Origin of the sequence: Marinomonas atlantica (assembly GCF_001639725.1) — a bacterium.
GTDB lineage: Bacteria > Pseudomonadota > Gammaproteobacteria > Pseudomonadales > Marinomonadaceae > Marinomonas > Marinomonas atlantica.
In genome coordinates this window covers 373,080-399,097 of record NZ_LTAW01000002.1, presented here as the reverse complement: position 1 = coordinate 399,097, position 26,018 = coordinate 373,080, and the positions used below count along the sequence as shown (strand labels likewise).

Annotated in this window: 23 protein-coding genes; 11 read left to right on the top strand and 12 right to left on the bottom strand. The window is 42.5% G+C overall.

The features are described 5' to 3' along the window. Positions 1-3 precede the first annotated feature (3 nt). Positions 4-453 carry a MarR family winged helix-turn-helix transcriptional regulator gene (locus AYW75_RS04605; protein ID WP_067096033.1) on the top strand — a complete coding sequence of 150 codons (450 nt, stop codon included), beginning with the start codon at positions 4-6 and terminating at the stop codon, positions 451-453. On the opposite strand, the gene AYW75_RS04600 is transcribed toward AYW75_RS04605, so the two are convergent. Both AYW75_RS04600 and AYW75_RS04595 read right to left on the bottom strand, forming a co-directional pair. Beyond that, the gene (locus AYW75_RS04600) at positions 446-1,081 is read right to left on the bottom strand and encodes an HD domain-containing protein (RefSeq protein ID WP_067096029.1); all 636 of its coding nucleotides are present in this window, start codon (positions 1,079-1,081) and stop codon (positions 446-448) included. The genes AYW75_RS04605 and AYW75_RS04600 overlap by 8 nt on opposite strands. A gap of 3 nt (positions 1,082-1,084) precedes the next feature. Then, positions 1,085-4,195, bottom strand: a complete 3,111-nt coding sequence (locus AYW75_RS04595) for an EAL domain-containing protein (RefSeq protein WP_067096025.1) — start codon at positions 4,193-4,195, stop codon at positions 1,085-1,087. A gap of 727 nt (positions 4,196-4,922) precedes the next feature. Here AYW75_RS04595 and AYW75_RS04590 point away from each other — a divergent pair. Continuing rightward, positions 4,923-7,082, top strand: coding sequence for a bifunctional diguanylate cyclase/phosphodiesterase (locus AYW75_RS04590; protein WP_197478896.1), 2,160 nt, complete (start codon positions 4,923-4,925; stop codon positions 7,080-7,082). A 48-nt stretch (positions 7,083-7,130) separates the two neighbouring features. Here the strand turns inward: AYW75_RS04590 and AYW75_RS04585 are convergent, their stop codons facing one another. The 5 genes from AYW75_RS04585 to ectA form a co-directional block, all read right to left on the bottom strand. Then, positions 7,131-8,573, bottom strand: a complete 1,443-nt coding sequence (locus AYW75_RS04585; protein ID WP_067096020.1) for an aspartate kinase — start codon at positions 8,571-8,573, stop codon at positions 7,131-7,133. A gap of 113 nt (positions 8,574-8,686) precedes the next feature. Then, positions 8,687-9,616: an ectoine hydroxylase gene (thpD, locus tag AYW75_RS04580; RefSeq protein ID WP_067096016.1), complete on the bottom strand. Its 930-nt coding sequence runs from the start codon at positions 9,614-9,616 to the stop codon at positions 8,687-8,689. A 20-nt stretch (positions 9,617-9,636) separates the two neighbouring features. Further along, positions 9,637-10,026 (bottom strand): ectoine synthase, encoded by a 390-nt coding sequence (locus AYW75_RS04575; RefSeq protein ID WP_067096013.1) that lies wholly within the window; start codon positions 10,024-10,026, stop codon positions 9,637-9,639. A 69-nt stretch (positions 10,027-10,095) separates the two neighbouring features. Beyond that, entirely contained in the window at positions 10,096-11,406 is a 1,311-nt protein-coding gene (gene ectB / locus AYW75_RS04570) for a diaminobutyrate--2-oxoglutarate transaminase (protein WP_067096008.1), read from the bottom strand. Between the two features lie 75 nt (positions 11,407-11,481). Continuing rightward, positions 11,482-11,973, bottom strand: coding sequence for a diaminobutyrate acetyltransferase (ectA, locus tag AYW75_RS04565; protein ID WP_067096005.1), 492 nt, complete (start codon positions 11,971-11,973; stop codon positions 11,482-11,484). A gap of 456 nt (positions 11,974-12,429) precedes the next feature. Here ectA and AYW75_RS04555 point away from each other — a divergent pair, with 456 nt between their 5' ends. Next, entirely contained in the window at positions 12,430-13,779 is a 1,350-nt protein-coding gene (locus AYW75_RS04555) for a sodium-dependent transporter (RefSeq protein WP_067096003.1), read from the top strand. A gap of 47 nt (positions 13,780-13,826) precedes the next feature. Here AYW75_RS04555 and AYW75_RS04550 read toward each other — a convergent pair whose 3' ends face one another. Continuing rightward, complete coding sequence (locus AYW75_RS04550) at positions 13,827-14,063, bottom strand: DUF2061 domain-containing protein (RefSeq protein WP_067096001.1); 237 nt, start codon at positions 14,061-14,063, stop codon at positions 13,827-13,829. A 96-nt stretch (positions 14,064-14,159) separates the two neighbouring features. Further along, entirely contained in the window at positions 14,160-15,026 is an 867-nt protein-coding gene (locus AYW75_RS04545) for a MerR family transcriptional regulator (protein WP_067095999.1), read from the bottom strand. 109 nt (positions 15,027-15,135) lie between these two features. On the opposite strand from AYW75_RS04545, the gene AYW75_RS04540 reads away from it, so the two are divergent. The 4 genes from AYW75_RS04540 (at position 15,136) to AYW75_RS04525 (ending at position 19,154) form a co-directional block, all read left to right on the top strand. Further along, a complete protein-coding gene (locus AYW75_RS04540; protein ID WP_067095997.1) occupies positions 15,136-16,104 on the top strand; it encodes an NAD(P)/FAD-dependent oxidoreductase in 969 nt (322 codons plus the stop codon). A 9-nt stretch (positions 16,105-16,113) separates the two neighbouring features. Further along, on the top strand, positions 16,114-17,094 hold the full coding sequence (locus tag AYW75_RS04535; RefSeq protein WP_067095995.1) for a YbgA family protein: 981 nt from the start codon (positions 16,114-16,116) through the stop codon (positions 17,092-17,094). Positions 17,095-17,096: 2 nt separating this feature from the next. Next, positions 17,097-18,506 carry a cryptochrome/photolyase family protein gene (locus tag AYW75_RS04530; protein ID WP_067095992.1) on the top strand — a complete coding sequence of 470 codons (1,410 nt, stop codon included), beginning with the start codon at positions 17,097-17,099 and terminating at the stop codon, positions 18,504-18,506. A 165-nt stretch (positions 18,507-18,671) separates the two neighbouring features. Beyond that, on the top strand, positions 18,672-19,154 hold the full coding sequence (locus tag AYW75_RS04525; RefSeq protein ID WP_067031688.1) for a MarR family winged helix-turn-helix transcriptional regulator: 483 nt from the start codon (positions 18,672-18,674) through the stop codon (positions 19,152-19,154). Positions 19,155-19,212: 58 nt separating this feature from the next. Here AYW75_RS04525 and dapB read toward each other — a convergent pair whose 3' ends face one another. The 3 genes from dapB to pomA form a co-directional block, all read right to left on the bottom strand. Further along, positions 19,213-20,013 carry a 4-hydroxy-tetrahydrodipicolinate reductase gene (gene dapB, locus AYW75_RS04520; protein ID WP_067095988.1) on the bottom strand — a complete coding sequence of 267 codons (801 nt, stop codon included), beginning with the start codon at positions 20,011-20,013 and terminating at the stop codon, positions 19,213-19,215. A 110-nt stretch (positions 20,014-20,123) separates the two neighbouring features. Beyond that, positions 20,124-21,134: a flagellar motor protein MotB gene (locus AYW75_RS04515; RefSeq protein ID WP_067095985.1), complete on the bottom strand. Its 1,011-nt coding sequence runs from the start codon at positions 21,132-21,134 to the stop codon at positions 20,124-20,126. Between the two features lie 33 nt (positions 21,135-21,167). After that, positions 21,168-21,923 carry a flagellar motor protein PomA gene (gene pomA, locus AYW75_RS04510; RefSeq protein ID WP_067095982.1) on the bottom strand — a complete coding sequence of 252 codons (756 nt, stop codon included), beginning with the start codon at positions 21,921-21,923 and terminating at the stop codon, positions 21,168-21,170. Between the two features lie 170 nt (positions 21,924-22,093). Between pomA and AYW75_RS04505 the strand changes: the two genes are divergently transcribed. The 4 genes from AYW75_RS04505 to AYW75_RS04490 all read left to right on the top strand — a co-directional run bounded on the left by AYW75_RS04505 (position 22,094) and on the right by AYW75_RS04490 (position 25,927). Beyond that, entirely contained in the window at positions 22,094-22,336 is a 243-nt protein-coding gene (locus AYW75_RS04505) for an exodeoxyribonuclease VII small subunit (RefSeq protein WP_067095979.1), read from the top strand. Further along, complete coding sequence (locus AYW75_RS04500; protein ID WP_067095976.1) at positions 22,333-23,214, top strand: polyprenyl synthetase family protein; 882 nt, start codon at positions 22,333-22,335, stop codon at positions 23,212-23,214. Before AYW75_RS04505 ends, AYW75_RS04500 begins: the two co-directional genes overlap by 4 nt. 48 nt (positions 23,215-23,262) lie before the next feature. Then, positions 23,263-25,152, top strand: coding sequence for a 1-deoxy-D-xylulose-5-phosphate synthase (gene dxs / locus AYW75_RS04495; RefSeq protein WP_067095973.1), 1,890 nt, complete (start codon positions 23,263-23,265; stop codon positions 25,150-25,152). A gap of 136 nt (positions 25,153-25,288) precedes the next feature. Then, the gene (locus AYW75_RS04490; RefSeq protein WP_067095971.1) at positions 25,289-25,927 is read left to right on the top strand and encodes an SDR family oxidoreductase; all 639 of its coding nucleotides are present in this window, start codon (positions 25,289-25,291) and stop codon (positions 25,925-25,927) included. Positions 25,928-26,018: the final 91 nt, after the last annotated feature.

The window sequence follows — 26,018 nt, the reverse complement described above, 5'->3', positions numbered from 1 at the left end:
TCTATGGCTGGCATTGAACGCGATATACAAACTGCTTTAATTGGCATTATCTCTGGATTGAAACATGCAATGCGTTTTGCTATGCAAGAAAGCAGCACGCCTCTTTCGCCTTTGTACTTCATTATTTTAAAAATGATCCACGATAATGAAAACTCTACAGCCATTATGATTGCTCAGCGCTGTGGTAGAGATAAAGGTCAAATAACGCGACTCATAAAAGAGTTAGAAAAATACAATATGGTTCGCAAAAAGCAAAACCCTGCAGACAAGAGAAGTTCTTTCATTGAATTAACTCAGCAAGGAGCCCAGTCTTTCAAGACATTAGAAAGCTATGATTTAGAAGCGCTTACTGTCATGACCCGAGGATTATCAGATGAACAACTTCAACAATATCTTGAAATATCTATGGTTATGGCAGACAACCTCGCACGTTATGAAAAATCTTCTAATTGATCTCGAAACGTAACTGCTCCAAGTACTTTCGCATAAACTGTGTTCTACGCGCTGCCTCAGCTCGACCAGCTTGTGTTTGGAATGTGGCTTCTAAACGCAGAAGCTTCTGGTAGAAGTGGTCTAACGTAAACTCTGAATCATTAGGTTCACGCTCTGAACAAAACGGATCTTCCAGCTCGTATAATAAGCGAGACAACTGCCCTCCTACCATCATACACCGAGCAATCCCAATAGCACCTAAAGCATCCAGTCGATCGGCGTCCTGCACAACTTGAGCCTCAAGTGTTCTTGGCGTCACTTGAGCACTAAAACTGTGAGTAATAATAGCATGCTGGATCGCAGTAATCTGCGAATAGTCAAACCCTAATTCCTTAAGAAAAGGTTCAACTGAAGATGCAGAGTCAAAGGAAGCTTGACACCTATTAGGGTGATCTTTTGGATAATTAACAACATCATGTAGCCACGCAGCAGCAACCACAAGTGTAGACTCAGCGCCCTCGTCTGCGGCAAGTCGCTTTGCTTGTTTAACGACACGCTCAATATGAGCTAAATCATGAGCATTGTCTGATTGCATTCGTTTAACAACATACGTTTTAAAATATCTCTCTAGTTCATTCAATTCATACATAGTTTACTGATCACCAAAAGGTCGCCATTGAGCGTACCATTCTAATACCTTTTCTGCCGGGATTGGACGTGATATGTAATAGCCTTGGCCTAATTCACAACCTAGCTCAATAAGACGCCTAGCATGCTCCGCCGTCTCAACACCTTCCGCGATAACGTCTAACGAGAACGCATCAGCAAAGCCTATAACCCCTTTAATAATAGCTAGATCATTTTCATCTTCTAACATTTCGCGAACAAAACCATGATCAATTTTGAGAATGTCCACTGACAGCTCTTTTAAGTGACTAAGAGTTGAATAGCCTGTTCCAAAATCATCCAGAGACAACTTGACGCCCATTTCTTTGCAAGCATCAATCACTCCAGAGACAGTTGCCAAGTCTTCTATTGCACTTGTTTCAAGAATTTCCAATTCTAATGACTCTGCAACAGAACGTGGATAACCCGCTAACAGACTTTTCATCTGTGCAATAAAACCACTCTGTTGTAACTGATAACTTGCCAAATTAACGCTTACCGTTTGTTTATAGCCCTGCTGCTGCCATTGCCATAACTGTGCTAAAGCAGTTTTTATCACCCAATTACCGACTTCTAATTCCAAAGGCTGATTAGTCAAAGCCGGTAAAAATACCGCAGGTGCTAAAATACCTCGGATTGGATGTTGCCAGCGTATCAACGCTTCGTAGCCAATCACTTCCTTGCTACGCATATTCACTTTTGGCTGATAGTATAATCGGAACTGTTCTAACTCATACGCCTCTTGCAACTCCTCATAGAAGCGATGCTGCTCGACTAGAATATCTTCTTGGCTCAAATCAAACGCTTTTAATCGGTTACGACCGCTAATTTTAGCCTGATACATAGCTTGATCCGCTTGACGAATTAGCTGGTCAGCTTCAATCTCACGATGTTGAGGGTAGAAAGTCACGCCTATACTGGCACTGATGTGAAGCGTTACACCAGACACTTTGAACGGTTGAGCTAATGCAACTAACAAACACTGTAATTTTGGTTCGACTTCCGAAGAGTTTTGTAAAATTGGCACCAGCAAAACAAATTCATCCCCCCCAAATCGGGCGACAATGCCTTCACCACCCAGTGTGTCACGCATACGTTGCGCCACATCGACTAACAATAAGTCACCAGTATCGTGGCCGAATGTGTCGTTTACCTCTTTAAAACCATCTAAATCTAGAAAGGCTAAAGCGAATGTTGTTCCATAAATAGTAGAGTTGTTGATTTTGATATCAAGAGAATTGGTTAAGTTCGTTCTGTTTGGCAGCCCCGTTAACGAATCAAAATAAGCAATATGCTCTAACTGCTCTTCATTACGCTTTTGACGTGTAATATCTGAAAAAAGGGATATATAGTGGCTGACGTTTCCTGAAGTATCGCTGACAGCCACAACAGTTAGGTTTTGAGCAAAAATACTACCATCCTTGCGCTTATTCCAAATTTCTCCCTCCCAAAAACCGGCATTGACAATCTGACGCCACATCTCTTGATAAAAATCTTTACTTTGCCGTCCTGAATTTAAAATTCGTGGATTTTGGCCAATGATTTCGAGTCGGCTATAGCCTGTAATTCTGGAAAAAGCAGAATTAACATCAAGGATATCGCCCTTAGGATTCGTAATGGCAATACCTTCACGTGCATTGGCAAACACACTGGCCCAAAGTTCTAACTGCTCTTCGTTTAAATGCCGTTCTGAGACATCCGAATGAGCACCAACAAAAAGAGTCACGTCCCCTGCTTCATTACGCAGCGCTTGAAGTCGATCTTCAACCCAAATCAAGCCATCTCCCTGAGAGATTCGATACGAAAGAATCAAAGTGCCTAAGCAACCATCGACACGCCATTGACGAAACGTAGCCAAAACTTTGATTAAATCATCATCGTGAATAGACTTCTGCCACCAGTTTCGAATGGATTTTACTTCATCTGCTGTTTTAGCGTACAAGTGGTAACAATTACTGCTAATAAATTTAAGTTGGTAGTATTCTGGTTCAAGAGAATAAATGACGGTTGGGCTGCTACTTAGTAAAGCATCCAATTGTTTATTACTGCGTGCAAGTAACACTTGAGCTTGCTTTTCTTTTTTAATCAATCGAGCTAAATTCTTGTTTTGTCTAAACGTATTCCAAGATAAAAATATGAGTGACAAAGCGACCATATTTGCTAACAGAAAGTACATGGCATAACGTTTCAGAAAATCAACCCAACCAACATTTTCATCATCATATGGTGGCAACGAAAGTTCTTTTAACATCAGTTCAACAGGTAAATAATCTAAAGAAGGCACAAAGCCATACAGCCCATAATCTTGGGATTGTTTGTGATCAAGCTTCATATTTAATAACGCAGCAGTCACTTCACGAGAAATATCAGTATCAATATTTTCCTTAGCTACAAAAGCCCACTCAGGAAACAGACTTGTAGAAACAGAAAAGGGATAACCTGCTAGATTTTGCTTATTTAGAACGTTATATGAATCCGACTTTATTCGTCCTTTTTCTACTAACTTTTCTAGCACGCCACTTCGCACAAAACCTGTTTCTTGCCGCTCAGATAACACCGCATCAATCACTTGTTCAGCGTCAGAATATTTTGTTAGGGCCTCAACAGAAGGAATATTAAAGCCCTTCTTCTTAAGTTCATAAACTTGCGCAATGTAATTTTCTAAAAAAGCAGGGGCAGTTGCAGCAACAGAAAATTGATAAAGATTATCAAGTCTTATCTTTTGGTTGTCACTTCGTGTGAAAATCACCCCTCCCATAAAGCTTGTCGTTTGCCCTTCAAATCCGCGTTGTAGCGTCAGCAGTGCACCACTTAAACTACCATTACTACGAAACGTCAAATAATGGACAGGGTCTAGCAACATCAAATCATATTGATCGAGGGTAATAGTACTCGCTAAATGTTCAGCATTAGAAACTTTCAGCTTGATTTCATAGTTAGGTAATCGCTCAGCTAAATCATCTATAATAGACTGAAACAAAAAAGCTGTAGAAACATCAGAGTTGTAGGATAGAACAACAAGATTTAGTTTTTTTGGTTCACCATAAGCTAACAAAGGTAAAACAATACAAAGGAAGCAAAGAATCCGTTTTAACATGTATGCAACACCTAATTAAAAGAATACGAATCAGCAAACTGAATCAAAGTATTGCTTTTACTATCAATGAATTGTGCTCTCTTCATGTCAGGGTCCTATTTTCTTGCCCTCAAGTAACTGTAAGTAGCTCTTAAGCATTCATCAAACGATAAGCTTGGCAAATGTAAACGATCAAATGCCACAACCTTCTTATCCTCGGTTGATGTACACTGAATCCTTTACATTTGGGTAACACAGCAGTTTCTAGCAAAAGCTTACACAGTACAATGCATCACTTAGCATTCAGATCTATCTCAAAACACTTAACTGATATCGGTCAATCATTAGAATTATATTTTCGTATTTTAGTCATCAAGCAAAACTCCTATATCTAGTGAGTTACTTTCCATAGAAATTAATGCCTTACGATAAATTTACGTTTTCGTTTTAATTAGGTTGGTGTACATTTTTGCAGAACAGTCGCAAGTTACAGTACATAACTAAGACTTAGATCAATCTGATAGAATATTTTGATAGCTTGACTTACTACCTTGGATTTTTTTCAGTTTAAAGTTGTTATATTTATAGTGTATAAATAATTTTTATTAATACTAATTTCACATATATACTGTAAAAATAATCACTCGCTGAATACGATCATAACTGTCTTACTTTTGGAGTTTAAAAATTAATGCTCATACCTAGTATCAAAGACAGGCGCGCCTTTCTTATATCTATGAGTATTTTCATGCTGATTGTCGTGATCGGCGGCTACTTTATTACTCTTTCAAATACCAATTTCGTCCAGAACCAGCGCCTTATGCTTAGCAGTATTGCTCGTACTCAAGCGACTGAAATAGAGCGCAGCTTAAGTCTATCGTTTACATCGACACAGATTTTAGCTCACCAAATTACACTAGCAGACAATAAGCTTGAACATTTTGACAGCTATGCCAAAAACATCATGCAATCTATCCCTGGCATAGACAATATTCAATTAGCTCCTAATGGTGTTATTGAACACATTTACCCACTTGAAGGTAATGAAGGTGCACTTGGGTTAGATGTTTTGAATCATTCTAAATACAGTGAAGCGGCGCGTACTGCGATCGAAAACCGTAACATGATCATGATTGGTCCATTGAATTTAGTCCAAGGCGGCTCAGCTGTCATCAGTCGTATGCCGATTTATAAATCTATCGATGGACCTAAATCTAATGAGTTTTGGGGGTTCGCTTCTGCACTCATTATGTTGACGCCACTTTTAAATAACACTGGCATCCATGAACTAGAAAAGGAAGGTTACGCGATTAAGATTGAACGAGAGCATGCAGATTCTAGTGAAATATTTCAGTTTTATCGCTCATTAAAACCTCTTAATTCTGACACTTTAGTAAAAGCAGGTATTGGTCTACCAACAGGCACTTGGACACTGTCAATATCCAATGATATTAACGGCAATGTTTTAACTCGTACTTTTAATATGCTGCTCATCACCATTCTTCTCGCAACAGTATGTTCGTTAAGCCTTTATCATATCCTTATACGACCTATTGAACTCCAGAAGGAAGTTAATAAAAAAACATTAGAACTAAAAGAGCTAGCATTTAAAGACCCTCTTACTGGCTTACCTAATCGACGATATCTAAACGACCACTTCCAGCAGCTCATTTTTCAAATCAAAGAACATCAAACTCTAGGTGCTTTCATATACTTTGACTTGGATAATTTCAAATCGATAAACGATACCATTGGTCATGACATTGGAGATAAAGTTTTGGTTGAAGTTGCCAAACGCTTATCTCAACATAAACGTACGCAAGACATCGTGATACGCTTAGGCGGAGATGAGTTTGCAATTGTCGTGACACAAGCGGACTCGATTGGCGACGTGGAAGACATCGCTCAAAAAATCATCTCTTGCACACAAAAAATCATCAATATTGACCACAAAGAATTCAAACAAAGCACCTCATTAGGTATTACCCTTATCCCAAATCATGGCTCACAAGCCTTAGAGCTTATGCAATGTGCTGATGTTGCTTTGTATGAAGCAAAGCGTCGTGGGAAAAATCAGTTCGTACTCTTTGATGAAGCCATGCGCAAACGATCACTGGATACACATGCCGAAGAGCTCGCTCTTAAGAAAGCGATAGCAGAAGATCAACTGATTTTACACTTTCAGCCTCAGTTTGATTTAACGTTAGGTACAATCATCGGTGCCGAAGCACTAGTACGCTGGAATCACCCTGAAAAAGGATTAGTCTTTCCAGACAGCTTCATTCCACTAGCAGAACAGTCAGGACAGATTTTAGAGTTAGGTAACCACGTCATCCGTAAAAGCTTTGAGTACTTAGCTCATCGTGAATCACTTGGACTCTACCCTATTTTGCTACACATCAATTTGTCGTCTTTGCAACTAAATGATCCAAACCTTGTTCCCTATGTACGAACAATGATTGAACAATTCAATATACCTGGCCACTACATTGGCTTTGAGATTACCGAAACGACACTCTTGACTGATTTGAAGCAAGCTAAAAAAACACTTGGCTACTTAAAGGCAATGGGGATTTGTATTGCTATTGATGATTTTGGCACAGGTTTTTCATCACTAGGGCAGCTTAAGAACTTGCCTGTTGATTTACTCAAAATTGATCGTAGCTTTGTTTGGGATTTAGAAGCCGATAAAGATGACCGTATGATGGTGGAAGCAATCATCGCCATGGCGCACAAACTTGGTATTTTGGTTATTGCAGAGGGCGTTGAGACGCGCGCTCAACTTGAAATGCTAAAGTCCTTTAATTGCGATCTAGGCCAAGGTTATTTTATCAGCCGCCCTATCCCACAAGAGCAGTTCGACCAGTTCCCAGAAAACAGGTCAGTAGATCAACTCATGCATTCATAAAAAAACCCAACTTACAAGCTGGGTTTTTAAAGGTCGAGATCTTTTAGCTTACGACGCTAAACAAATTGCTCGGCCATGGTTATGCGATTCAACAAGCTCTTTGTGTAGGCTGCGGATCGCGACTTCGTAGTCTTCCTCATCCACCACAAACTGCATGTCTACCTGACGCATTGACTGATGCATCGCGATCACGTTAATACTTTGCTCTGAAATGGCTTTCACAGCACTTGCTAACATACCAGTCGTCTTCATATCAGAACCAATAGCCGATACGATAGCGACTTTACGCTGTGTAATTTCAGCTTCCGGGAATTCTTCACCCAGCATACGAAGAACACGCTTTAGCGTCTTAAGATTTGCCGCTAAATAGTGAGTGATGCTATTCGCATTGATGTCTTTAGCGATAATGTGCGCACCCAGTTGGTTCAACACTTTCAACACGCCCATATCAAAGGCATCAATTTCACCGGCCATTTCTTGGTCGAATAATTCAACGGCGTAGACGCCGCGACTGCCAGCAATGATCTCAACACATGGCGCATCGGAGATGTAATCACCTGTAATGAGGGTACCACTGTGCTCAGGTTCGAATGTATTCTTCACACGCAATGCAATTTTACTTTGACGAAGACCTTTAGCCGCTTTAGGGTGGATCGCTTCCATACCCAAGTTTGCCAATTGATCTGCCACATCGTAGTTAGTTCGACCAATAGGAACCGCTTTATCTTCACCGACCAAACGCGGATCTGCACTGCTTAAGTGAAACTCTTTGTGGATGATCGCTTCGCGTGCTTGTGTCAGTACGGCAATACGGCTAAACGTCATTTCGGAATAACCACGGTCAAACGTTGTCATTAGACCCGTTTCACTGTGAGCATAACCTGTCGCAATCGGCAACTGAGTTGCTAAATCAACGTCGTTGAATGACTCCACAATCCGCTCGTCTAGCGACATGTGAACGCTAGCATTCCAGCCTGTGAGGTCAACAAAGACTGCGTTTACACCGTCACGTTTAAGCAAATTCGCCATGTTCCATGCACTGTGCGCTTCACCAAGACTGGCAAGCATTTCACGAACTGTCGCAAGATGTTCATCAATTGCAAAGTGACCGTGAGAACACAAACGGCTCAAGTCTTCTAGCGCTTCTTGCGCTTGATCAAGACGAGCTGCTAGAAAGTCATTCGCTTCTTTAAGAAGTTCACTCTCACCGAACAAATCACGGTTGATGTCCAGCATGGTTTGACGAGTTTCATCAAACGCTTCACGCCAACCACTCTGGTTACGGTCTTTTGCAAAGTGAGCGTAAATTCCCGCATCACCACTCTTCTTGTGTTCCAGCAACTTATCGGTAATACCGCCGTATGCCGATACTACAAAAACGCGTTGATACAGGTCTTCTGTACCTGCTGGCTTAAAAATAATGTTATCTCGTACCGAACGGTAGTCACTCATGGACGTACCGCCGATTTTATCAACTGTATGTTGTCCCATTTTCTTTCCGAATTTCTTATGTTGGGTTAAGAGAACCTCAACCTATATTAGTGAGCGCCGGCGGGTAGTTTGTCATAAGGAAGCTCAAATATTAAGCATGAATTACACAAATTTTAATTAAAAATGACACTTTTAATAGGTTTGATGCTATGCCGTGCGCCGATGAACTCAGGTCTAATAGAATCACTTGCAAAAGGTTGAGACACTTTGTTGCTTAATGCATTGTATACAAAGAATAAATTAGATCTTGGATAAGGGGTTATATTGCCATTTGAACCGTGCAATGTATTACAGTCAAATAGTATGATGCGCCCAATATCCCCTACAGCGGTTTCAATACCACCCTGCTCAATCAAGTCAGCAACAGAGGATTGATCTGGAATACCAAACTCTTGCTGCTTCAGTGATGACAAATAATGATCTTTGGGAGTCTCACCGACACAAGAGATAAACGACATATGTGATCCTGGAATAAGCAATAAAGGACCATTATTGTGGTCATTAGGTGTCAATGTGATCGACATACTGAGTGCCCGCATCCTTGGCATTCCGTCTTCTGCATGCCATGTTTCAAAGTCTGAATGCCAATAAAACTCTTTTCCTTCAAAACCCGGCTTGCAATTTAATCGACTTTGATGAATATAAACACTATCGCCAAGTATGTATTCAGCAACAGCCACTAGCCTCGGGTCTTCAGCCAATTTGGCAAAAACTTTATTCAGTTGGTGCACTGAAAAGACAGAACGCACCTCACCACTCCCCTTCTCCGTAATGGTTTCAGGTCTGCGCTTTATGGCCTCATCAAGACACATACTCTTCATTTCCCTGATTAGGGAAGATAATTCTTCAGGACTAAATATATCATCCAGAAATAAAAAGCCTTTTTCTTCGTACTCCGCTAGCTGCGCTTTCGTTAAAGGCGCAGCTTTTTGTGAGTCGGAGTAAACAACCGGATCTTGGCGGCTAAATTTAACAGGCTCTGGATACGTCCGTGAAATATACAAATCACGATCGGATGCAGTTGAAGTCTGCACAACAGCCATCGGTATATTCTCCTTTGAAATTAATCGACTAATTCGTAGGCACCGTCTTTGTTATGCACCTCTTTCCCTGTAACAGGCGGATTAAACACACACGCAAGTTTCAACTCTTTAAAGGCTCGTAATGTATGACGATCGTGCTCATTAAGGTTATAAAGTGTGCCCGGTGTAATCGGATAGACTTTGCCATCTTCGCGGCTTTCAATCTCACCTTCACCTTCCATACAGAACACCGATTCAAAATGATTCTGATAATGGAACTGGCACTCTTCGCCAGCAAAAATAGTTGTAATATGAAATGAATAACCCATGTCATCACCTTTAAGCAGCATACGTACGCTTTGCCACTTGCCATCAGGGGATACCACACGACGCTCTGTTTTCTCACACTCACTTAACTGACGTACAATCATTGTTGCTCCTTCATAGAATTCATTATTGGCGGGCAGAGGGTGAACAATATGAGCTCACCCACTTCTAAGCTACACAGCGATGTCGTAGTTCTCATCAAAGTAACTACGCTCTTCCGGCATTTCATCTGTTTTCGCACATACTTCACGAATAGCCTGCTCTACTATGTCTAGACCTTGCTTTAGCTGCTCATCCGTAATAACAAGAGGACACAAGAACTTAACCACTTGATCATCTGCACCAGAGGTTTCTATCATCAGATTTTGTTTGAAACATGCTCTTGTGATTTGGCTTGCCAGTTCACCGCTAACACAGTTAATGCCTCGCATCATGCCGCGACCGCGCACAGTAAAGTTACCATCACCAAGCTCATCAACAATGGCATTAAGTCGATCTTCTATGTATTGGCCTTTACGACGCACTTCTTTAGCAAACGAGTCATCTTTCCAAAAGGTTTCCAGTGCATGCTTAGCCGTTACGAAGGCGAGATTGTTACCACGGAAGGTTCCATTGTGTTCACCTGGTTTCCATTGATCCAGTTCCGGTTTAAACAGAACAATAGCAAATGGCAATCCGTAACCACTGATTGATTTAGACAAGGTCACTATGTCCGGATTGATACCGGCCGGCTCAAAACTAAAAAAGGTACCTGTTCGACCACAACCAGCCTGGATGTCATCAATAATCAACAACACATCATGTTTGCGACAAACCGTTTCAAGATTTTTCAGCCACTCCATAGACGCTGCGTTAATGCCACCTTCACCTTGAACGGTTTCGACCAATACGGCCGCTGGATGATCAATACCGCTTGAAGAATCAGACAACACCTTATCTAGATACTCAGTGGTTTCAATACCATCACCTAAGTAGCCATCAAAAGGAACGCGGCTAATACCGCCAAGCGTAGTGCCGGCTACCCCACGATGATGAGAGTTGCCTGTTGCTGACAATGCCCCCAAACTACAGCCATGGAAACCATTAGTGAACGTGATGATATTTTCTCGACCCGTAACATTACGTGCCAATTTCATCGCCGCTTCGATCGCATTAGTCCCCGTTGGTCCAGTAAACTGCATCACATACTCAAGGCCGCGAGGTTCTAAGATATATTCTTTGAAGGCTTCTAAAAACTCACCTTTTGCTTTGGTATGCAGATCTAACCCATGGGTAATACCATCGTCCATAATGTATTCTAGGACAGCTTTTTTAAGGACTGGATGATTGTGGCCATAATTAAGTGTGCCTGCACCTGCTAAAAAATCGAGGTATTGATTACCCTCTTCATCGTACAAATAGCTGCCTTGAGCTTTATGAAATACACGCGGAAAAGAGCGAGCGTAGGATTGTACTTCGGATTCAATTTCCTCAAAAATCTTCATGGATAGTCCTCTATGTTTAATAATTTATAATGTTATTTGAATATGCTAGACCTGAGTATGGGGGTACTCAGATGGTCAAGAAAAGGGGCCGATTCGTACTAGGTACTCGGTATTATGTTTCCCTTTAAAATGTTTCTGCTCATCAAAGAAAGGCTCTTCCTCAATGGCGGCATTCAGCTCCTTGGCAAGACTTTTAAAAAGTCCCCAAGACGCTTTATTGTCTAAGGTAATCGTCGTTTCTATATATTTCACATTCGTTAAGTTTTGACGCTCAAGTACTGACTTCAACATACGTTTAGCTAGTCCGCAGCCTCGAGCCTCGGCATCTACCGCCACCTGCCAGACAAACCAAACATCGCTCGTTGAAGGTTTCAAATATCCTGAAACAAAACCCACCAAACGATCATTACGTGTCGCAGCAACACCTGTTTCAGCGAAATGACTGCAGTGAAGCAAATTGCAATAAGATGAGTTGGGGTCTAACGGTGGACAACGCTCGACCAACTCAAATAAGTCCATTCCATCTTCGGCCTTTGGTTTGCGTAAGGTAATAACGTCACTCATCATTTGAAAATTACATCTCTAATAAGTTAAATAACAATTTCTTCTTTAAAATTACGTTCTTAGCTGTGTAAGCCTATAAAAATAGTTACATGTCTAAATATTTATATCAACCACTGTTGCTGAGTATTCGTATTTGTTGGTAAAAATCAGCCCGTCACTAAAGCTCTCGATCATTGATTTTTGGCGCGTTATTGACCAAATCGACAGATTTAACTTGAAAAGCTTGAACAAAATTTGCAAAATCGCCCGCCAAATCAGAGTGATTATGTAATGCAAATCGCATTACGACCTGGATATCACCTGTGGGAAGGTATTTAGGTAAGATCTCTGTAAGCAGTTCTTCCATTAACAAAATTAAGCATGAGAACCGAGCCTGCAGTCCGGAAAGTCGCCGATGAGCGATGCTCTCAACATATCCTCAAAAAGGATGTGTCACTTGCTTAGAACAAAGAGAATTTTATGCAAGAGAAAAAATCCATCCACGGCTCTTGGGCGAGCCGCTGGATCTTTATCTTAGCCGCAACGGGATCAGCGGTTGGCCTAGGTAACATCTGGAAATTTCCTTACATTACTGGCGAAAATGGTGGTGGTGCGTTTGTACTGGTTTACCTGCTGTGTATTGCTCTGGTTGGTATTCCGATCATGTTAGCCGAAGTATTCATCGGTCGCCGTGCTCGTCAAAGTCCTTACAATGCGCTGCAAGAACTTGCTGAAGAATCAGGCAAAAGCAAAAATTGGGGCTTAATAGGCCTTATGGGCATGTTAGCTGGCGTGATGATACTGTCTTTTTACTCTGTCGTTGCAGGCTGGGTTTTACAGTACATTGTTTCTACCGCAAATGGCTCATTAAACGATATTACATCTGAACAAGCTGGCGCTGTTTTCTCTGGCTTACTTGCTGATCCATCTACGCTGCTGATGTGGCACAGTATCTTTATGATCATGGTTGTTGTAGTCGTTATTGGTGGCGTTAACGCAGGAATTGAGCGTGCAACGCGCATCATGATGCCTGCTCTATTTGTCTTGCTATTTGTACTGTTTGGTTACGGCATGAGCACAGATGGTTTTGAAGCGGGCTGGGACTTCATGTTTGATTTCGATTTCAGCAAGTTAACTTGGGACTCTGTATTAGTTGCAGTGGGCCACTCCTTCTTTACCCTATCATTGGGTATGGGCACGATCATGGCTTACGGCTCTTACATGCCTAAACGCGCATCAATCGGCTCAACCGTTCTTGCGATTGGCTTCCTTGATACCTTAGTAGCCTTGGTAGCGGGCCTTGCGATTTTTCCTATCATCTTCTCTAACGGAATGGATCCTGCTGCAGGCCCAGGCTTGATGTTTGTCTCTTTGCCAGTAGCCTTTGGCCAAATGGCTGGTGGTCAATTCTTCGGTACATTGTTCTTTATCCTGATTGGTGTAGCCGCTTGGACATCCGCGATTTCTTTGCTAGAACCTACCGTTGCTTTCCTTGTTGAACGCATGGGCATGAAGCGATCTACCGCCTCAATCTCTATCGGTATTGTTGTATGGGCGGTAGGTATTCTATGTCTAGGTTCATTCAACTTTATGTCTGATGTAACCATTTTCGGCAAAAATATTTTTGATACGCTGGACTACGCCACTGCCAATATCATGCTACCTCTTGGTGGTATCTTTATTGCTCTGTTTGCTGGCTGGACTGTTAAGCAAAAGATTGCGGCAGATGAACTGAACTTTACATCTGAAAGCTTATTCAAACTTTGGTTGTTTGTTATCAAGTTTATTGCACCCGTAGCCGTTGCTATCGTGTTTGTACTTAACCTTTAACTACGAATACACTTAGAAACAAAAAAACCCTGCTAAGCAGGGTTTTTTTATGAGCTTTTTAAGGCATACGTATCAAATACTGAGCGCAAACAAAGCCTTAAAGAAGCTTGCTTCTCTGGCGTCATGCGCTGCCAAAATTTTTCATGGAAGTAATACGCCACGGTATTAATTGCCGGCTCAATGGTGGCAACCAACCCACCGACTAAGAAACTACCAGTGATCAAATATGCGACGGAGAAAGCGACTGTAAAATGCATAACGGCGAAGGTCAGTGTTTTAGTCATTTGAGTTACCTCTGAGTGTTATGAATACACTCAGAGTAAATAAAAACCAACAATACTTAAAATTAATTAAATATATAACACTGATAGCTAAAGCGGCTATGATAAAAAAGCTGATACATCCGAATAAGCCTTTATACCAACGATAGGCTTAGTACCAAGCATACCTAACCAAAACCCAGAACCAATCAGAGATAGATTCTCTAAAGGCGCTTCAGATAAAAAACTTAGCCACTTTTCCGCTTCAGCTTGTGTCAAACTTTCCGCCACCAAAATAGTAGCGCCGGGCTGCAAGGCGCCGACTAATACAGACACCTCAGCAGCAGTTTTAACGCCTTCGATATACCGATACAACTGCTGACTTTCAGATAAAGACCAACAAACAAGATGCGACATCAAAGCACTATTATCCGCATTAATAATCAGCGTTACTGGTCTGTCCGTTTTAACCTTATATCCACTCGTTTTTATCGATGACACCCGTTCAATTAATGCGCTTTGCAAGCATAACCGAGCGACTAAAGCGTTTTTTTGGTTACGTAACTTTTGCAGGGCGGGTAGTAAGCCCTTCTTCAAAAATACACTCACAGGGTACTGCTTGCTGGCTTCTTGAAAAAGACGCTGCCACTTACTCTGATTCAATTCGACAACCGCTGCAATAAACTGCCACTGCCAGTCAGGCCATTGTTCCTCATCACCTTTCATACGTAGATCATCTGAACCAGAATCCAACAACGCACGAACCTTACCGACAGACACTCCCTGATTAATCCAATACAAAATCCGTTTCACACGTTCAACATCTTGTAAACAATATAGGCGATGCCCTTTTTCAGTTCGAAACGGTTTCAATAACCCATAACGACGCTCCCACGCCCTTAAGGTGACAGAATTGACACCTGTCTGCTCAGAAAGAATTCGTATTGGAAAGTAATCCGAAGCTATTAATTCAGTCGTAACATTCATTCATGCATACCGGAGGCTTGTATAAAATCATTTTATGTACAAAAATTAACTTATACAAAATATATTTTTGTATAAGATTAAAAACAAATATCACATAGAGAACATAAATATGACATCCGGTATTCCTCGCACACATTTTGCCATCATCGGTGCAGGCCTTGCAGGCGCAACATTTAGCCACTTTGCCCACCAGCAAGGGTTTGAATGTATAGTACTTGAGAAATCACGTGGCACCGGAGGCAGAGCAGGCAGCAAGCGCTTGGGGGAATACAGCGTTGATCTTGGTGCCAGCATTATCAGCTTTGGCGATGAAGAACTTACTGATCTAAGAGAGGTTCTACTTGAAAACCAAGTCATTGAACGCTGGCAAAGTGCCTACGTTGGCGTTCCACGTATGTCTTCTATCGCTCGCTTCCTAATCCAAGACTCACCATTACTTACTGAAACGAAAGTTCATCACATCGAACGACAAGGAAGTAAATGGTTACTTCGCGACGAGAAATATCAACCCATTTGCCTTACTGAACATGTTGTGATCGCGACACCTGCCATGCAATCTGCCATGCTGTTAGCAACTATCCCAAATTCTGGTGCTTTACTTCAGTTTGCAAACCAAGCAGGAAGCCAAACCCAACCCCAATGGAGTATGTGGGTGACAACAGAGCCAACGGATAGTGCACCACTAAGGCCTTGCCAGCACCCTATACTCGAGTCTTTAATAAAAGACTCAGACAAACCTCAGAGAGTTGCAGGATCAATGGAAACATGGGTTATTCAAGCCTCACCTCAATGGAGTAAAACGCACCTAGATACGCCTAAGGAAGACGTTAAATCCATACTGATTGAAGCATTTACTGATGCCACCTCGTCGACGGTGAAAGAATCTGGGGATCCACATCGTTGGCTATTAGGACGTCAAGCGATGGCCCTGTCACCAAGTGAGTATTTTTTTGATAACACGCTGAACATCAGTTTAATTGGTGACTGGCTATGTCAAGGTGATGCCGAAGGTGCCATGTTGAGTGCGAAATTTGCTTTCGAAGCAATTCAAAAAACACTAACGGATACAAACACATAGGAGGCTGCTATGACAGTCAATGAATGCCACCCAGATCATATCAGCAGCAAAATACCGGTTGGCATTAGTGCCTGCTTGTTAGGTGAAAATGTTCGCTTCAATGGCGGTCACAGTCGTTCATTGTACTGTTTGGGCCCTCTTTCCGAGTATTTTGATTATCAAAAATTTTGTCCAGAAATGGCTGCAGGGTTCGGCACCCCAAGACCGACCATGCGACTAGAAGGTGACCCTAATGACCCTCGCCTCGTATTTTCAAACAAGCGCGATGTAGAGATCACCGATCAACTCGTCAGCTCCAATGAGCGCTATTTAGACAATCTACCCGATATTGATGGTTACATAGTGATGAAAAATTCACCCTCTTGTGGCTATGAACGCATTAAAGTGTATCAAGAAAATGGCCACCCTCACATGCAGCGAGTAAGAGGTCTGTTTACTCAATCACTGATGGATCGGTACCCAAATCTTCCAATTGAAGAAGACGGTCGATTAAATGATCCACTTTTACGAGAAAACTTTTTATTGCGAGTTTTTGCTCACCATGAATTTCGTAACACCGTACTAAACAACCTTTCAATGAAAAATTTAATTGATTACCACAGCCGTTATAAGTATGTCGTGATGGCGCACTCACAACCAGCTTATAAATCAATCGGCCGCCTTCTTTCAGGCCAAGAAAAGATGTCTATTGAGGATCTTTCTGAAGAATATTTTAAGCAATTTATGGCGGCGCTAGCAAAGCCAGCAAAACGTAAAGATCATTGCAATGTATTGATGCACCTAGTGGGGTATTTAAAGCGTGAAGTTGACTCGGCAGTACGACAGGACATACTTAACGTCGTAGAACAATACCGTCGAGGGGAAGTGAACCTAACCACACCGACCACACTGCTGTATCACTATCTAAAACTGTACGGCAGTGAATACGTTAAAGAGCAACGCTACTTTGCTCCATACCCACAGGCATTAGGCATTAGGAATACAGTTTAATCATGGCAATCACGCAATTAGTTTGGCTCCGAAATGACCTTAGGCTGAATGATCACCCTGCTATCGCTCAAGCCCAACAACAAGGAGAGATCGCTGTCGCTGTATGCTTAACACCTGAGCAATGGGATGAGCACTATGAGTCCCCAGCTAAATGTAGTTTACGTTTAAAGCTCTTACAGGCATTACAACAGAAAGCACATGAACTCAACATACCTTGCCATGTACTGTCTTTGAAGCGTTTTTCAGACTGTCCAAGTGCATTATTGACTCTCTGCCAAGAGCAAAGCTTTCAGCAAATCTGGTGGCAAAATGAATTACCTGCTCATGAATCTCATCGTGATGACAATACAGAAAATCATCTTCGTGAGCACAATATAGAATGCCAGCGATTTGCACCGGACTTAATCGTTTCTCAACCCGTATTAAATCAACAAGGCCAGCCTTTTAAAGTTTTCACACCATTTTATAAGCGCTGGTTAGCAACATTGTCAGCAAACGTGCAATCCCCTTACGATCTGCCAAATAAGCAAACACAAGGGGAGGCTTTGCCCAATGAGTTCGTCATGCCTTCTGATCAATCGAGCTACCGAGAAGATCTATGGCCCGCAGACTATCAAGCTATTCGCGAAAAGTTATGGCATTTTTGTCATACCAAGGAAGCGCTGTACGACGAGCTGCGTGATTTTCCAGCAAAACCAAATACGAGCTTATTGTCACCATATTTAGCACTGGGCGCTATTGGTCCAAGAGCGTGTCTAGAGGCCATTATTTATTCTGCCTCTCAAGACAACCGCGACTGGCACGCAAGCGTCTGGTTAAAAGAACTCGCTTGGCGAGATTTTTATAAGCAACTGATGGGCTTTTTCCCAAATTTATCAAAGTCACTCCCTTTTAAGCCTGAAACAGTGAACGTCATTTGGAACAATAATGAAACGGGCTTTAAGGCCTGGTGTGAAGGAAGTACTGGCTTCCCTATCGTTGATGCAGCCATGCGCCAACTCAATCAAACAGGCTGGATGCACAACCGACTACGCATGATTGCAGCGAGCTTTCTAACCAAGTTATTGCTAATCGATTGGCGTAAAGGCGAAGCCTATTTTATGAGCAAGTTAATTGATGGTGAGTTCGCTGCCAATAATGGCGGTTGGCAATGGAGCGCATCAACCGGTTGTGATGCTGCCCCCTACTTCCGAGTATTCAACCCGACGCGTCAATCTGAACGATTCGACCCTGATGGCACTTTCATAAAGAAGTTTGTTCCGGAGCTAAAGAACGTCCCAGTCAAGAGCATCCATAACCCAAGTGGCGCTATACGTGACCAGAACGATTATCCAGCGCCAGTAGTCGATTACAAGCTTGCACGTCAACATGCCATAGCAGCATTCGAAAATCTCAAAAAGGAGAGTCAGTAGGTGCCTAAGACACCTACTCATTGACTTTTACTAACTCGCGCACTATTTTGAAGTCTAATTAATCTACTTTAGAGAGTTCGTTGTCCCCAAGGGGTTCATCCTGCTGGAAGTTCTCTCTATAATGCGCGTCTTTACAGACACCTCAGACATCAAAACAAGTGTTATATGCCCGAACAACAACATCTACATGACGTCCTCGTTCATTTGCGCCGCATCATTCGTGCAACAGATCTTCAATCTAAACGAATAGTAAAAGCGTGTGGTCTTACAATTCCTCAAATCATGGTGTTACGTGCCATTGAGGAGCTCGGAGACGTCACAGTGCGCAAAATTTCTGACAATGTATCTTTGAGTCAAGCGACCGTGACAACTATCCTAAATCGTTTAGAAGAACGAAAGCTAGTTGAGCGCGTACGCGCGCAAAAAGACAAACGCATTGTGAACGCACGCCTTACCGAAGAAGGTAGAAACGTATTGCTAACATCGCCACCGTTGCTACATGAAAAATTCATTTCTGAATTTGAATCGCTGCAAAGCTGGGAACAGACACAAATTCTATCTTCTTTACAGCGTGTTGCTGTAATGATGGATGCAGAAAAGCTAGACGCTGCACCGTTACTCGATATAAACGCTCCAGGTTCACACTAACTGGAATTGATAAGCAACAAAAAAGGCCGCATAAGCGGCCTTTTACTATTCTACGTCTTTATTTAAGATTTAAAACATCTTGCATATCATATAGACCAGCAGGTTTGCTTTCTAACCAAGCAGCAGCTCGAACTGCGCCTTTAGCAAAGGTCATACGACTGCTGGCTTTATGGGCAATCTCAATACGCTCGCCCTCTGTTGCAAACCATACACTGTGCTCGCCTACAACATCGCCTGCACGGATGGTTTCAAAGCCAATCTCTTTTTGCGTACGAGGACCAATTTGGCCTTCACGACCATAAACAGCGCATTCTTTCAGATCACGACCTAAGGCTTCAGCAACCACTTCACCCATGCGCAAAGCAGTGCCCGATGGTGAATCTACTTTATGACGGTGGTGCGCTTCAATCACCTCAACATCATAATCATCACCAAGGATTTCTGCCGCTAGAGACAGCAACTTCAAAGTCAGGTTAACACCAACACTCATATTAGGTGCGAAAACAACAGACGTTTGCTTGCCAGCTTCTTCTAATTGAGATTTTTGCTCATCGTTAAGGCCCGTTGTGCCGATGACTATTGATTTGCCATGCTTAGCACAAAAAGCAGCATTACCAACACTCAACTCTGGTGTAGTGAAATCAACAAGTACATCAAAGTCATCAATACATTGCTCAATGCCACTCACAATACTTACGTTCAGCTTACCAACACCTGCCACTTCACCAGCATCTGCACCCAGTAAAGAGCTTGTTGGCTCTACAATGGCCGCCCCCAACTTAACACCGTCTGCATCTGTAATGGCTTGAATTAATGTTTTACCCATACGGCCTGCTGCGCCAATTACTGCAATACGCATCACTTCTATCCTCAAAAAATTTTGTCAAGAACCATAGCAAAAAACCTCTAAAAGCGCATCATAAGAACCAAAAAAGCGACGTAACACGTCGCTTTTTTGGTTAATTACAATTAGAAGATTTCATTAGGGTCTAACTCAAACCCACCATCACCTTCTGTAAATAGATCATTCGTATCTGAGTCACCACCTAGACCCGGCGGATACTCAGGCTCTATCACATTAGGTCGTGCTAAGTCATTTTGGCGTATAACAATTTCAACTCGACGGTTTGTTGCACGGTTTTGCGCCGTGTCATTCGGTAAAAGTGGTCGAGTATCGGCAAAACCAGTTACCGAAAATCGACTTTGCTCCAGTTGACCAGTAGAAAATAACTCTTCTGCCACAGAAATCGCACGCGCAGATGATAATTGCCAATTAGACCGAAATCGTCGGCTATCAATGGGAATATTGTCGGTATGACCTTCTACCGCAATACTACCATCTAAACCAACCAAAACATCTCGAACCATATCTATTATAGGAATAAAGTCATAGTTTAATTCGGCAGAGCCTGATTGAAACGAACCTTTATCTTTTAAACGTATCGTGATGGTATTTTCTTGCGTTTCAACTTCAACCGTTCCTTTTGAAATTTCTTCCCGCATAACGGAGGCCACTTGCTGTGCCGTTTCCTCAGTCTGTTGAATCTGTTGTTCGCGCTGCATGTCTGCTTGAGACATGTCGACAGCTGTATTCGGTGAAGGCTGACCAGCACCGTCTTGCTCATTCAATTGAGCAGAATCCGGTTTACACATCACCTCTAGTGTATTTTCAGGCCTATCATCTGCTTTTTGTCGGACCTCATTTATAGGCGTCGGTTCCGGGCGCCCAGGGCTGAATTCCTGAGCAATAATCGACGTTCCCATTGGGATAGATTCCGCTTCAATTTGTTTTTGTACACCAAATGCTTCCCGCATAGAGCCAGCCAACTGCTTAAATTTCAAGACATCCATTTCAGCAAACGACAACAACAATACAAAGAAACACATCAGCAGCGACATCAAATCGGCAAATGTCCCCATATAGGCAGGGAGACCTTCTATACATTCGGGGCAGTCGTTTTCGTCTTCTTCATCACTCATTATACTACAATCCAGTTAACCATCAGGAAAACATCACTCACGTTCTGTTCGTTTGCCTTCAGCAATGTAGGTTTTCAAAGCACCATCCAAGACACGAGGATTTTGTCCAGCTTGAATAGCCAATAAAGCATCTAAAATAAGCTGCTGACAAAGCAACTCTTCATTAGCACGGTTAGACAGCTTAGCTTGGAGCGGCAAACACAACATATTCGCCAGCATGGCACCATATAATGTCGTTAAAAGAGCGACAGCCATTGCTGGCCCTATAGATTTTGGATCGTCCATATTAGCCAACATCTGCACCAAACCCACCAAGGTACCGATCATTCCCATTGCTGGACCAGTATCACCGAATGCTTTAAAGACTTTGGCACCATTATCATGTCGAGTGAAAGCTTGATTCATATCTTTTGATAGCTGAGCTTTTACAACCGATCCATCGTGACCATCCACCAACATTTGAATGCCTTTTGACAGGAATGGGTGACTGACCTCTTTGCCTTCCAATGATAGAAGACCACCTTTACGAGCTTCGTCGGCTAAACCATAAATTTCATCGATTAGAGTATCAACAGGAATACTTTTAAACATGAATGCCTTTGCGGCAGACTTTCCGGCACCAAGAAACTGGCCCAGCGGGTATTGCATTAATACAACGAAGGTAGATCCGATCAATACGATCAAGACAGAAGCAGGGTCCAAAAACATCCCTGCCGAGCCACCAAAAATAATGGCCATCAATACGATGGCAAATGCGCCAATGAGGCCTATTAGCGTTGCGATATCCACACGCGTCTCCTACGAATAAAGTATAATGCAACTTAACTCATTCCATTTTAAACAAATAGTAGCGGCGCGTCTTAATATACCGTTACTATTTTGTAACTTTTAGAGTGTCTTTACTCTTGAATTATGCGGAATTCTGTTACAAATTGTAGATTATCAAAAGAGAAGTCATTATGTCTCGAAAAACTAGCGTGCGTCATTTCGAAGAAAACCTCTCGGAACTAGAAACTATTGTCGGACAACTAGAATCCAACCAGCTATCCCTTGAAGAAGCGTTAAAAGCGTTTGAAAAAGGCGTCAAGCTTAGTCAGGATTGCCAGTCAGTTCTAACCCAAGCAGAGCAAAAAGTACAAATTTTGCTTGAAACCAACGAAGGCGAGCGCCTAGAAAACTTTGACCCGGAACCTGAACAGTGAACTTAGAGCAATTTACGCACTACGCTTGCGAACGTGTTGACCGCTACTTAGATCGAACTTTATCTGCATACATTCCGGCTAGTGGACTTCAAGAAGCCATGCGTTATAGTCTTTTCAATGGCGGAAAACGAGTCCGCCCTATGCTGACGTATGCGGTAGCTCAGCTTTTTACTGAAGCGAATGAATTAACCGATGCCAGTGCAGCAGCGGTCGAATCAATACATGCCTACTCTCTAATACACGATGATCTGCCTGCGATGGACGATGATAATTTACGCCGCGGCAAACCAACTTGTCACATCCAATATGATGAAGCGACAGCAATTTTAGCGGGTGACGCATTGCAGACCTATGCTTTCGAGTTACTCAGTCAAAGCCATCTTGGCAAAGCAGATACTCAAATTGCTTTAATACAAACTCTGCAAAAAGCATCTGGACGTTATGGCATGGTCACTGGCCAAATGATTGACCTTGCAAATGTTGATAAAGAGATGACTCTTGAGGACTTAGAGTTAATGCATCGCCACAAAACGGGAGCCATTATTCGTGCAGCCGTTAAAATGGGTGCTCAAAGTGTCAACGTAACAGACCCTAAACAACTTGATGCACTTGATTTATACGCGTCTGCTATCGGCCTTGCATTTCAAGTTCAAGACGACATCATCGATATTACCAGCGATACCGAAACACTTGGTAAAACACAGTTTTCAGATTCAAATGCAAACAAGCCCACATACCCTAAACTACTTGGGTTAGAGGGTGCTCAAGCACTTGCAAAGCGTTTGCACGATGAAGCAATCGCACAAGTCATGCCATTTGGCCCAAAAGCGACACCATTAGTAGAGCTGGCTAACTATATTATTGCCCGCAACCACTGATATAATGCCTCGCTATTTTATGACAGAATAAGTGACCTTCCGGTGCCCATGTTCGAAACGATACCTACATCGCGTCCTTTGACGCCTCTATTAGACCAAATAGACAGCCCAGCTGATCTTCGTGAGCTAAACAAAAAAGATCTCAGCACGCTAATTCGCGAACTGCGTGCCTACATGCTTTACAGTGTTGGACAAACGGGCGGTCACTTTGGTGCTGGACTAGGCGTAATTGAATTAACCGTCGCACTGCATTACGTATTCAATACGCCAGAAGACCGTTTAGTGTGGGATGTTGGCCATCAAGCTTATCCTCATAAGATTTTAACCGGACGGCGTGACTCCTTGCTCACTATTCGCCAAGAAAACGGAATATCTGGCTTTCCAAAACGGGAAGAAAGCGAATATGACACCTTTGGAGTGGGTCATTCAAGTACATCAATTGGTGCAGCATTGGGTATGGCTCTTGCCTCTCGCCAACTGAAGACAAACCGTAAAGCAGTAGCTATTATTGGCGATGGCGCCATGTCTGCGGGGATGGCATTTGAAGCAATGAATCACGCTGGTGACGTCGAAGCCGATATGCTTGTTGTCCTTAATGACAATGAGATGTCTATTTCCAAACCTGCAGGTGCTCTATCAAGTTCCTTGGCTCGAATTTGGGCCAGTAAAACGTATGAAAATATTCGCGAAGGCGGCCGAAAAGTCTTCTCAGGCCTGCCATCCGCACTTGAATTGGCACGTAAAGCAGAAGAACACATGAAAGGCATGGTTGCTCCAGGAACCATTTTTGAAGAATTAGGCTTTAACTATATTGGCCCTATTGATGGTCATGACATTGAGCTACTTACTCAAACGCTTAGTAATCTAAAAGACCGTAATGGCCCTCAGTTTCTTCATGTCATCACTAAAAAGGGTAAAGGTTTTGAGCCAGCTGAAGGTGACCCCATCGGCTATCATGCTATTAATAAAACTGAACCTGACCCTAAGCCGGACACTGAAGAACCCAAAATTAAGCTACCAAAGTACAGTAATATTTTTGGTCGTTGGTTATGTGATGCAGCCGCTTCAGATGAGAAATTAGTCGCTATTACACCCGCAATGAAAGAAGGCTCTGATCTTATAGAGTTTGCCGACAGTTACCCAGACCGATATTTCGACGTAGCGATTGCCGAACAGCATGCAGTAACACTTGCCGCGGGTATGGCTTGCGATGGTTTAAAACCTGTTGTCGCCATTTATTCTACGTTCCTTCAACGTGGCTACGACCAACTTATTCATGATGTTGCCCTGCAAAAGCTAGATGTATTATTCGCAATTGACCGCGCTGGCTTAGTTGGCGAAGACGGTCCTACTCACGCAGGCGCTTACGATTTAAGTTATCTACGCTGCATTCCTAGCATGGTGGTGATGGCACCGTCTGATGAAAACGAGTGTCGAAAATTACTACACACTGGCTACCAATATCAAGGACCTGCTGCTGTCCGCTACCCCAGAGGAACAGGACGAGGAATTGCAGTTAGCAGCGCGCTTGAAACGGTTAAAATTGGGCAGTCTCGAATACTCCATCAAGGTAGTACTGATATTATAATTTGTGGCTTTGGTCGTCCTACCTATGACGCATTACTTGCTGCTGAGACTTTAGATGCTACGTTAATCGATATGCGCTTTGTAAAACCTATCGATGAAGAGGCTCTTTTAAGTTACCGCCATGCTAAGTTGTTTGTCACAGTAGAAGAAAATGCCATTATGGGTGGTGCAGGCTCTGCTGTATCTGAGCTTTTAAATCGCCATGATATTTCATCAGCAGTACTTCAGTTAGGCTTGCCGGACAGGTATGAAGAGCATGCAACACATAGTGCAATGCTTAAACGTATTGGCTTAGACTCAGAAGGAATCCTTTCTCAAATCAAGGCAAAACTAGAAAATCTGACTAGTTAATACTCGGGGCGGTGGTGCAAGCCGCTCTTGCTAATTTAGAAAAAACTGCAACATAGTGTGAAAGCACTATTGCTCCATAATAGCTGCTTAATTTTTGGCTAGGATAACTTAAATTCAAAAGCAAGGGCCAATAACCATGAAGACTATTTTGGTAATCGGCGCAACTGGCCAAATCGGGCAGAGAGTTTGTCAATCACTCGTTAATGATGGGCATTCAGTCCGAGCAATTGCACGAGACAGTCAACGCGCAAGTGAACTTGAGCACCTCGATTTAGAAATCTTTACGGTCGATCTAGAAAACGACTTTTGTGATGCCTATGAAGGGGTACAGAAAGTTATATTTGTCGCAGGATCAGGCAGCTCTAGTGGTTACGATAAAACTATACTCGTTGATCTTTGGGCTGCTAAAAGAGCCATTGATTACGCTGAAGAAGAGCCTTCTGTAGAGCATTTTATCCTACTCAGCTCATTTGGTGCAGATGATCCCGACGAGATTAATTCAAGTATTAAGCCTTACTTGATAACAAAACACATCACCGATGAATATCTAACCAAAGCCAGCGTTCCATACACTGTTCTGCGTCCGGGAAAACTCACCAACACGCCAGCAACAGGTGGGTTTACTAGTGAACGACCAAATATAGGTGCTGACACTAGTATCTCCAGAACTGATGTCGCTGATGCAATCTGCTATTGTGTTGAACATGATTCAACTAAAATTAGAGTAGTTGAATTGTTTACTGGCCACGAAACCATTGACCGGATGTTTGGCTAACTTTTAAAAAACTAGAGTGCACATTTAAGCCACTCTAGTTTTTGTATCCCTCCTAAATCTAAGCATCTATTACTTTAATGCCTTCTTAAGG

Coding starts and splice junctions, on each gene's coding strand:
- AYW75_RS04605 (WP_067096033.1), top strand. CDS start 4: ATGGCTGGCATTGAACGCGATATACAAACTGCTTTAATTGGCATTATC.
- AYW75_RS04600 (WP_067096029.1), bottom strand. CDS start 1,081: ATGTATGAATTGAATGAACTAGAGAGATATTTTAAAACGTATGTTGTT.
- AYW75_RS04595 (WP_067096025.1), bottom strand. CDS start 4,195: ATGTTAAAACGGATTCTTTGCTTCCTTTGTATTGTTTTACCTTTGTTA.
- AYW75_RS04590 (WP_197478896.1), top strand. CDS start 4,923: ATGCTGATTGTCGTGATCGGCGGCTACTTTATTACTCTTTCAAATACC.
- AYW75_RS04585 (WP_067096020.1), bottom strand. CDS start 8,573: ATGGGACAACATACAGTTGATAAAATCGGCGGTACGTCCATGAGTGAC.
- thpD (WP_067096016.1), bottom strand. CDS start 9,616: ATGGCTGTTGTGCAGACTTCAACTGCATCCGATCGTGATTTGTATATT.
- AYW75_RS04575 (WP_067096013.1), bottom strand. CDS start 10,026: ATGATTGTACGTCAGTTAAGTGAGTGTGAGAAAACAGAGCGTCGTGTG.
- ectB (WP_067096008.1), bottom strand. CDS start 11,406: ATGAAGATTTTTGAGGAAATTGAATCCGAAGTACAATCCTACGCTCGC.
- ectA (WP_067096005.1), bottom strand. CDS start 11,973: ATGATGAGTGACGTTATTACCTTACGCAAACCAAAGGCCGAAGATGGA.
- AYW75_RS04555 (WP_067096003.1), top strand. CDS start 12,430: ATGCAAGAGAAAAAATCCATCCACGGCTCTTGGGCGAGCCGCTGGATC.
- AYW75_RS04550 (WP_067096001.1), bottom strand. CDS start 14,063: ATGACTAAAACACTGACCTTCGCCGTTATGCATTTTACAGTCGCTTTC.
- AYW75_RS04545 (WP_067095999.1), bottom strand. CDS start 15,026: ATGAATGTTACGACTGAATTAATAGCTTCGGATTACTTTCCAATACGA.
- AYW75_RS04540 (WP_067095997.1), top strand. CDS start 15,136: ATGACATCCGGTATTCCTCGCACACATTTTGCCATCATCGGTGCAGGC.
- AYW75_RS04535 (WP_067095995.1), top strand. CDS start 16,114: ATGACAGTCAATGAATGCCACCCAGATCATATCAGCAGCAAAATACCG.
- AYW75_RS04530 (WP_067095992.1), top strand. CDS start 17,097: ATGGCAATCACGCAATTAGTTTGGCTCCGAAATGACCTTAGGCTGAAT.
- AYW75_RS04525 (WP_067031688.1), top strand. CDS start 18,672: ATGCCCGAACAACAACATCTACATGACGTCCTCGTTCATTTGCGCCGC.
- dapB (WP_067095988.1), bottom strand. CDS start 20,013: ATGCGTATTGCAGTAATTGGCGCAGCAGGCCGTATGGGTAAAACATTA.
- AYW75_RS04515 (WP_067095985.1), bottom strand. CDS start 21,134: ATGAGTGATGAAGAAGACGAAAACGACTGCCCCGAATGTATAGAAGGT.
- AYW75_RS04505 (WP_067095979.1), top strand. CDS start 22,094: ATGTCTCGAAAAACTAGCGTGCGTCATTTCGAAGAAAACCTCTCGGAA.
- dxs (WP_067095973.1), top strand. CDS start 23,263: ATGTTCGAAACGATACCTACATCGCGTCCTTTGACGCCTCTATTAGAC.
- AYW75_RS04490 (WP_067095971.1), top strand. CDS start 25,289: ATGAAGACTATTTTGGTAATCGGCGCAACTGGCCAAATCGGGCAGAGA.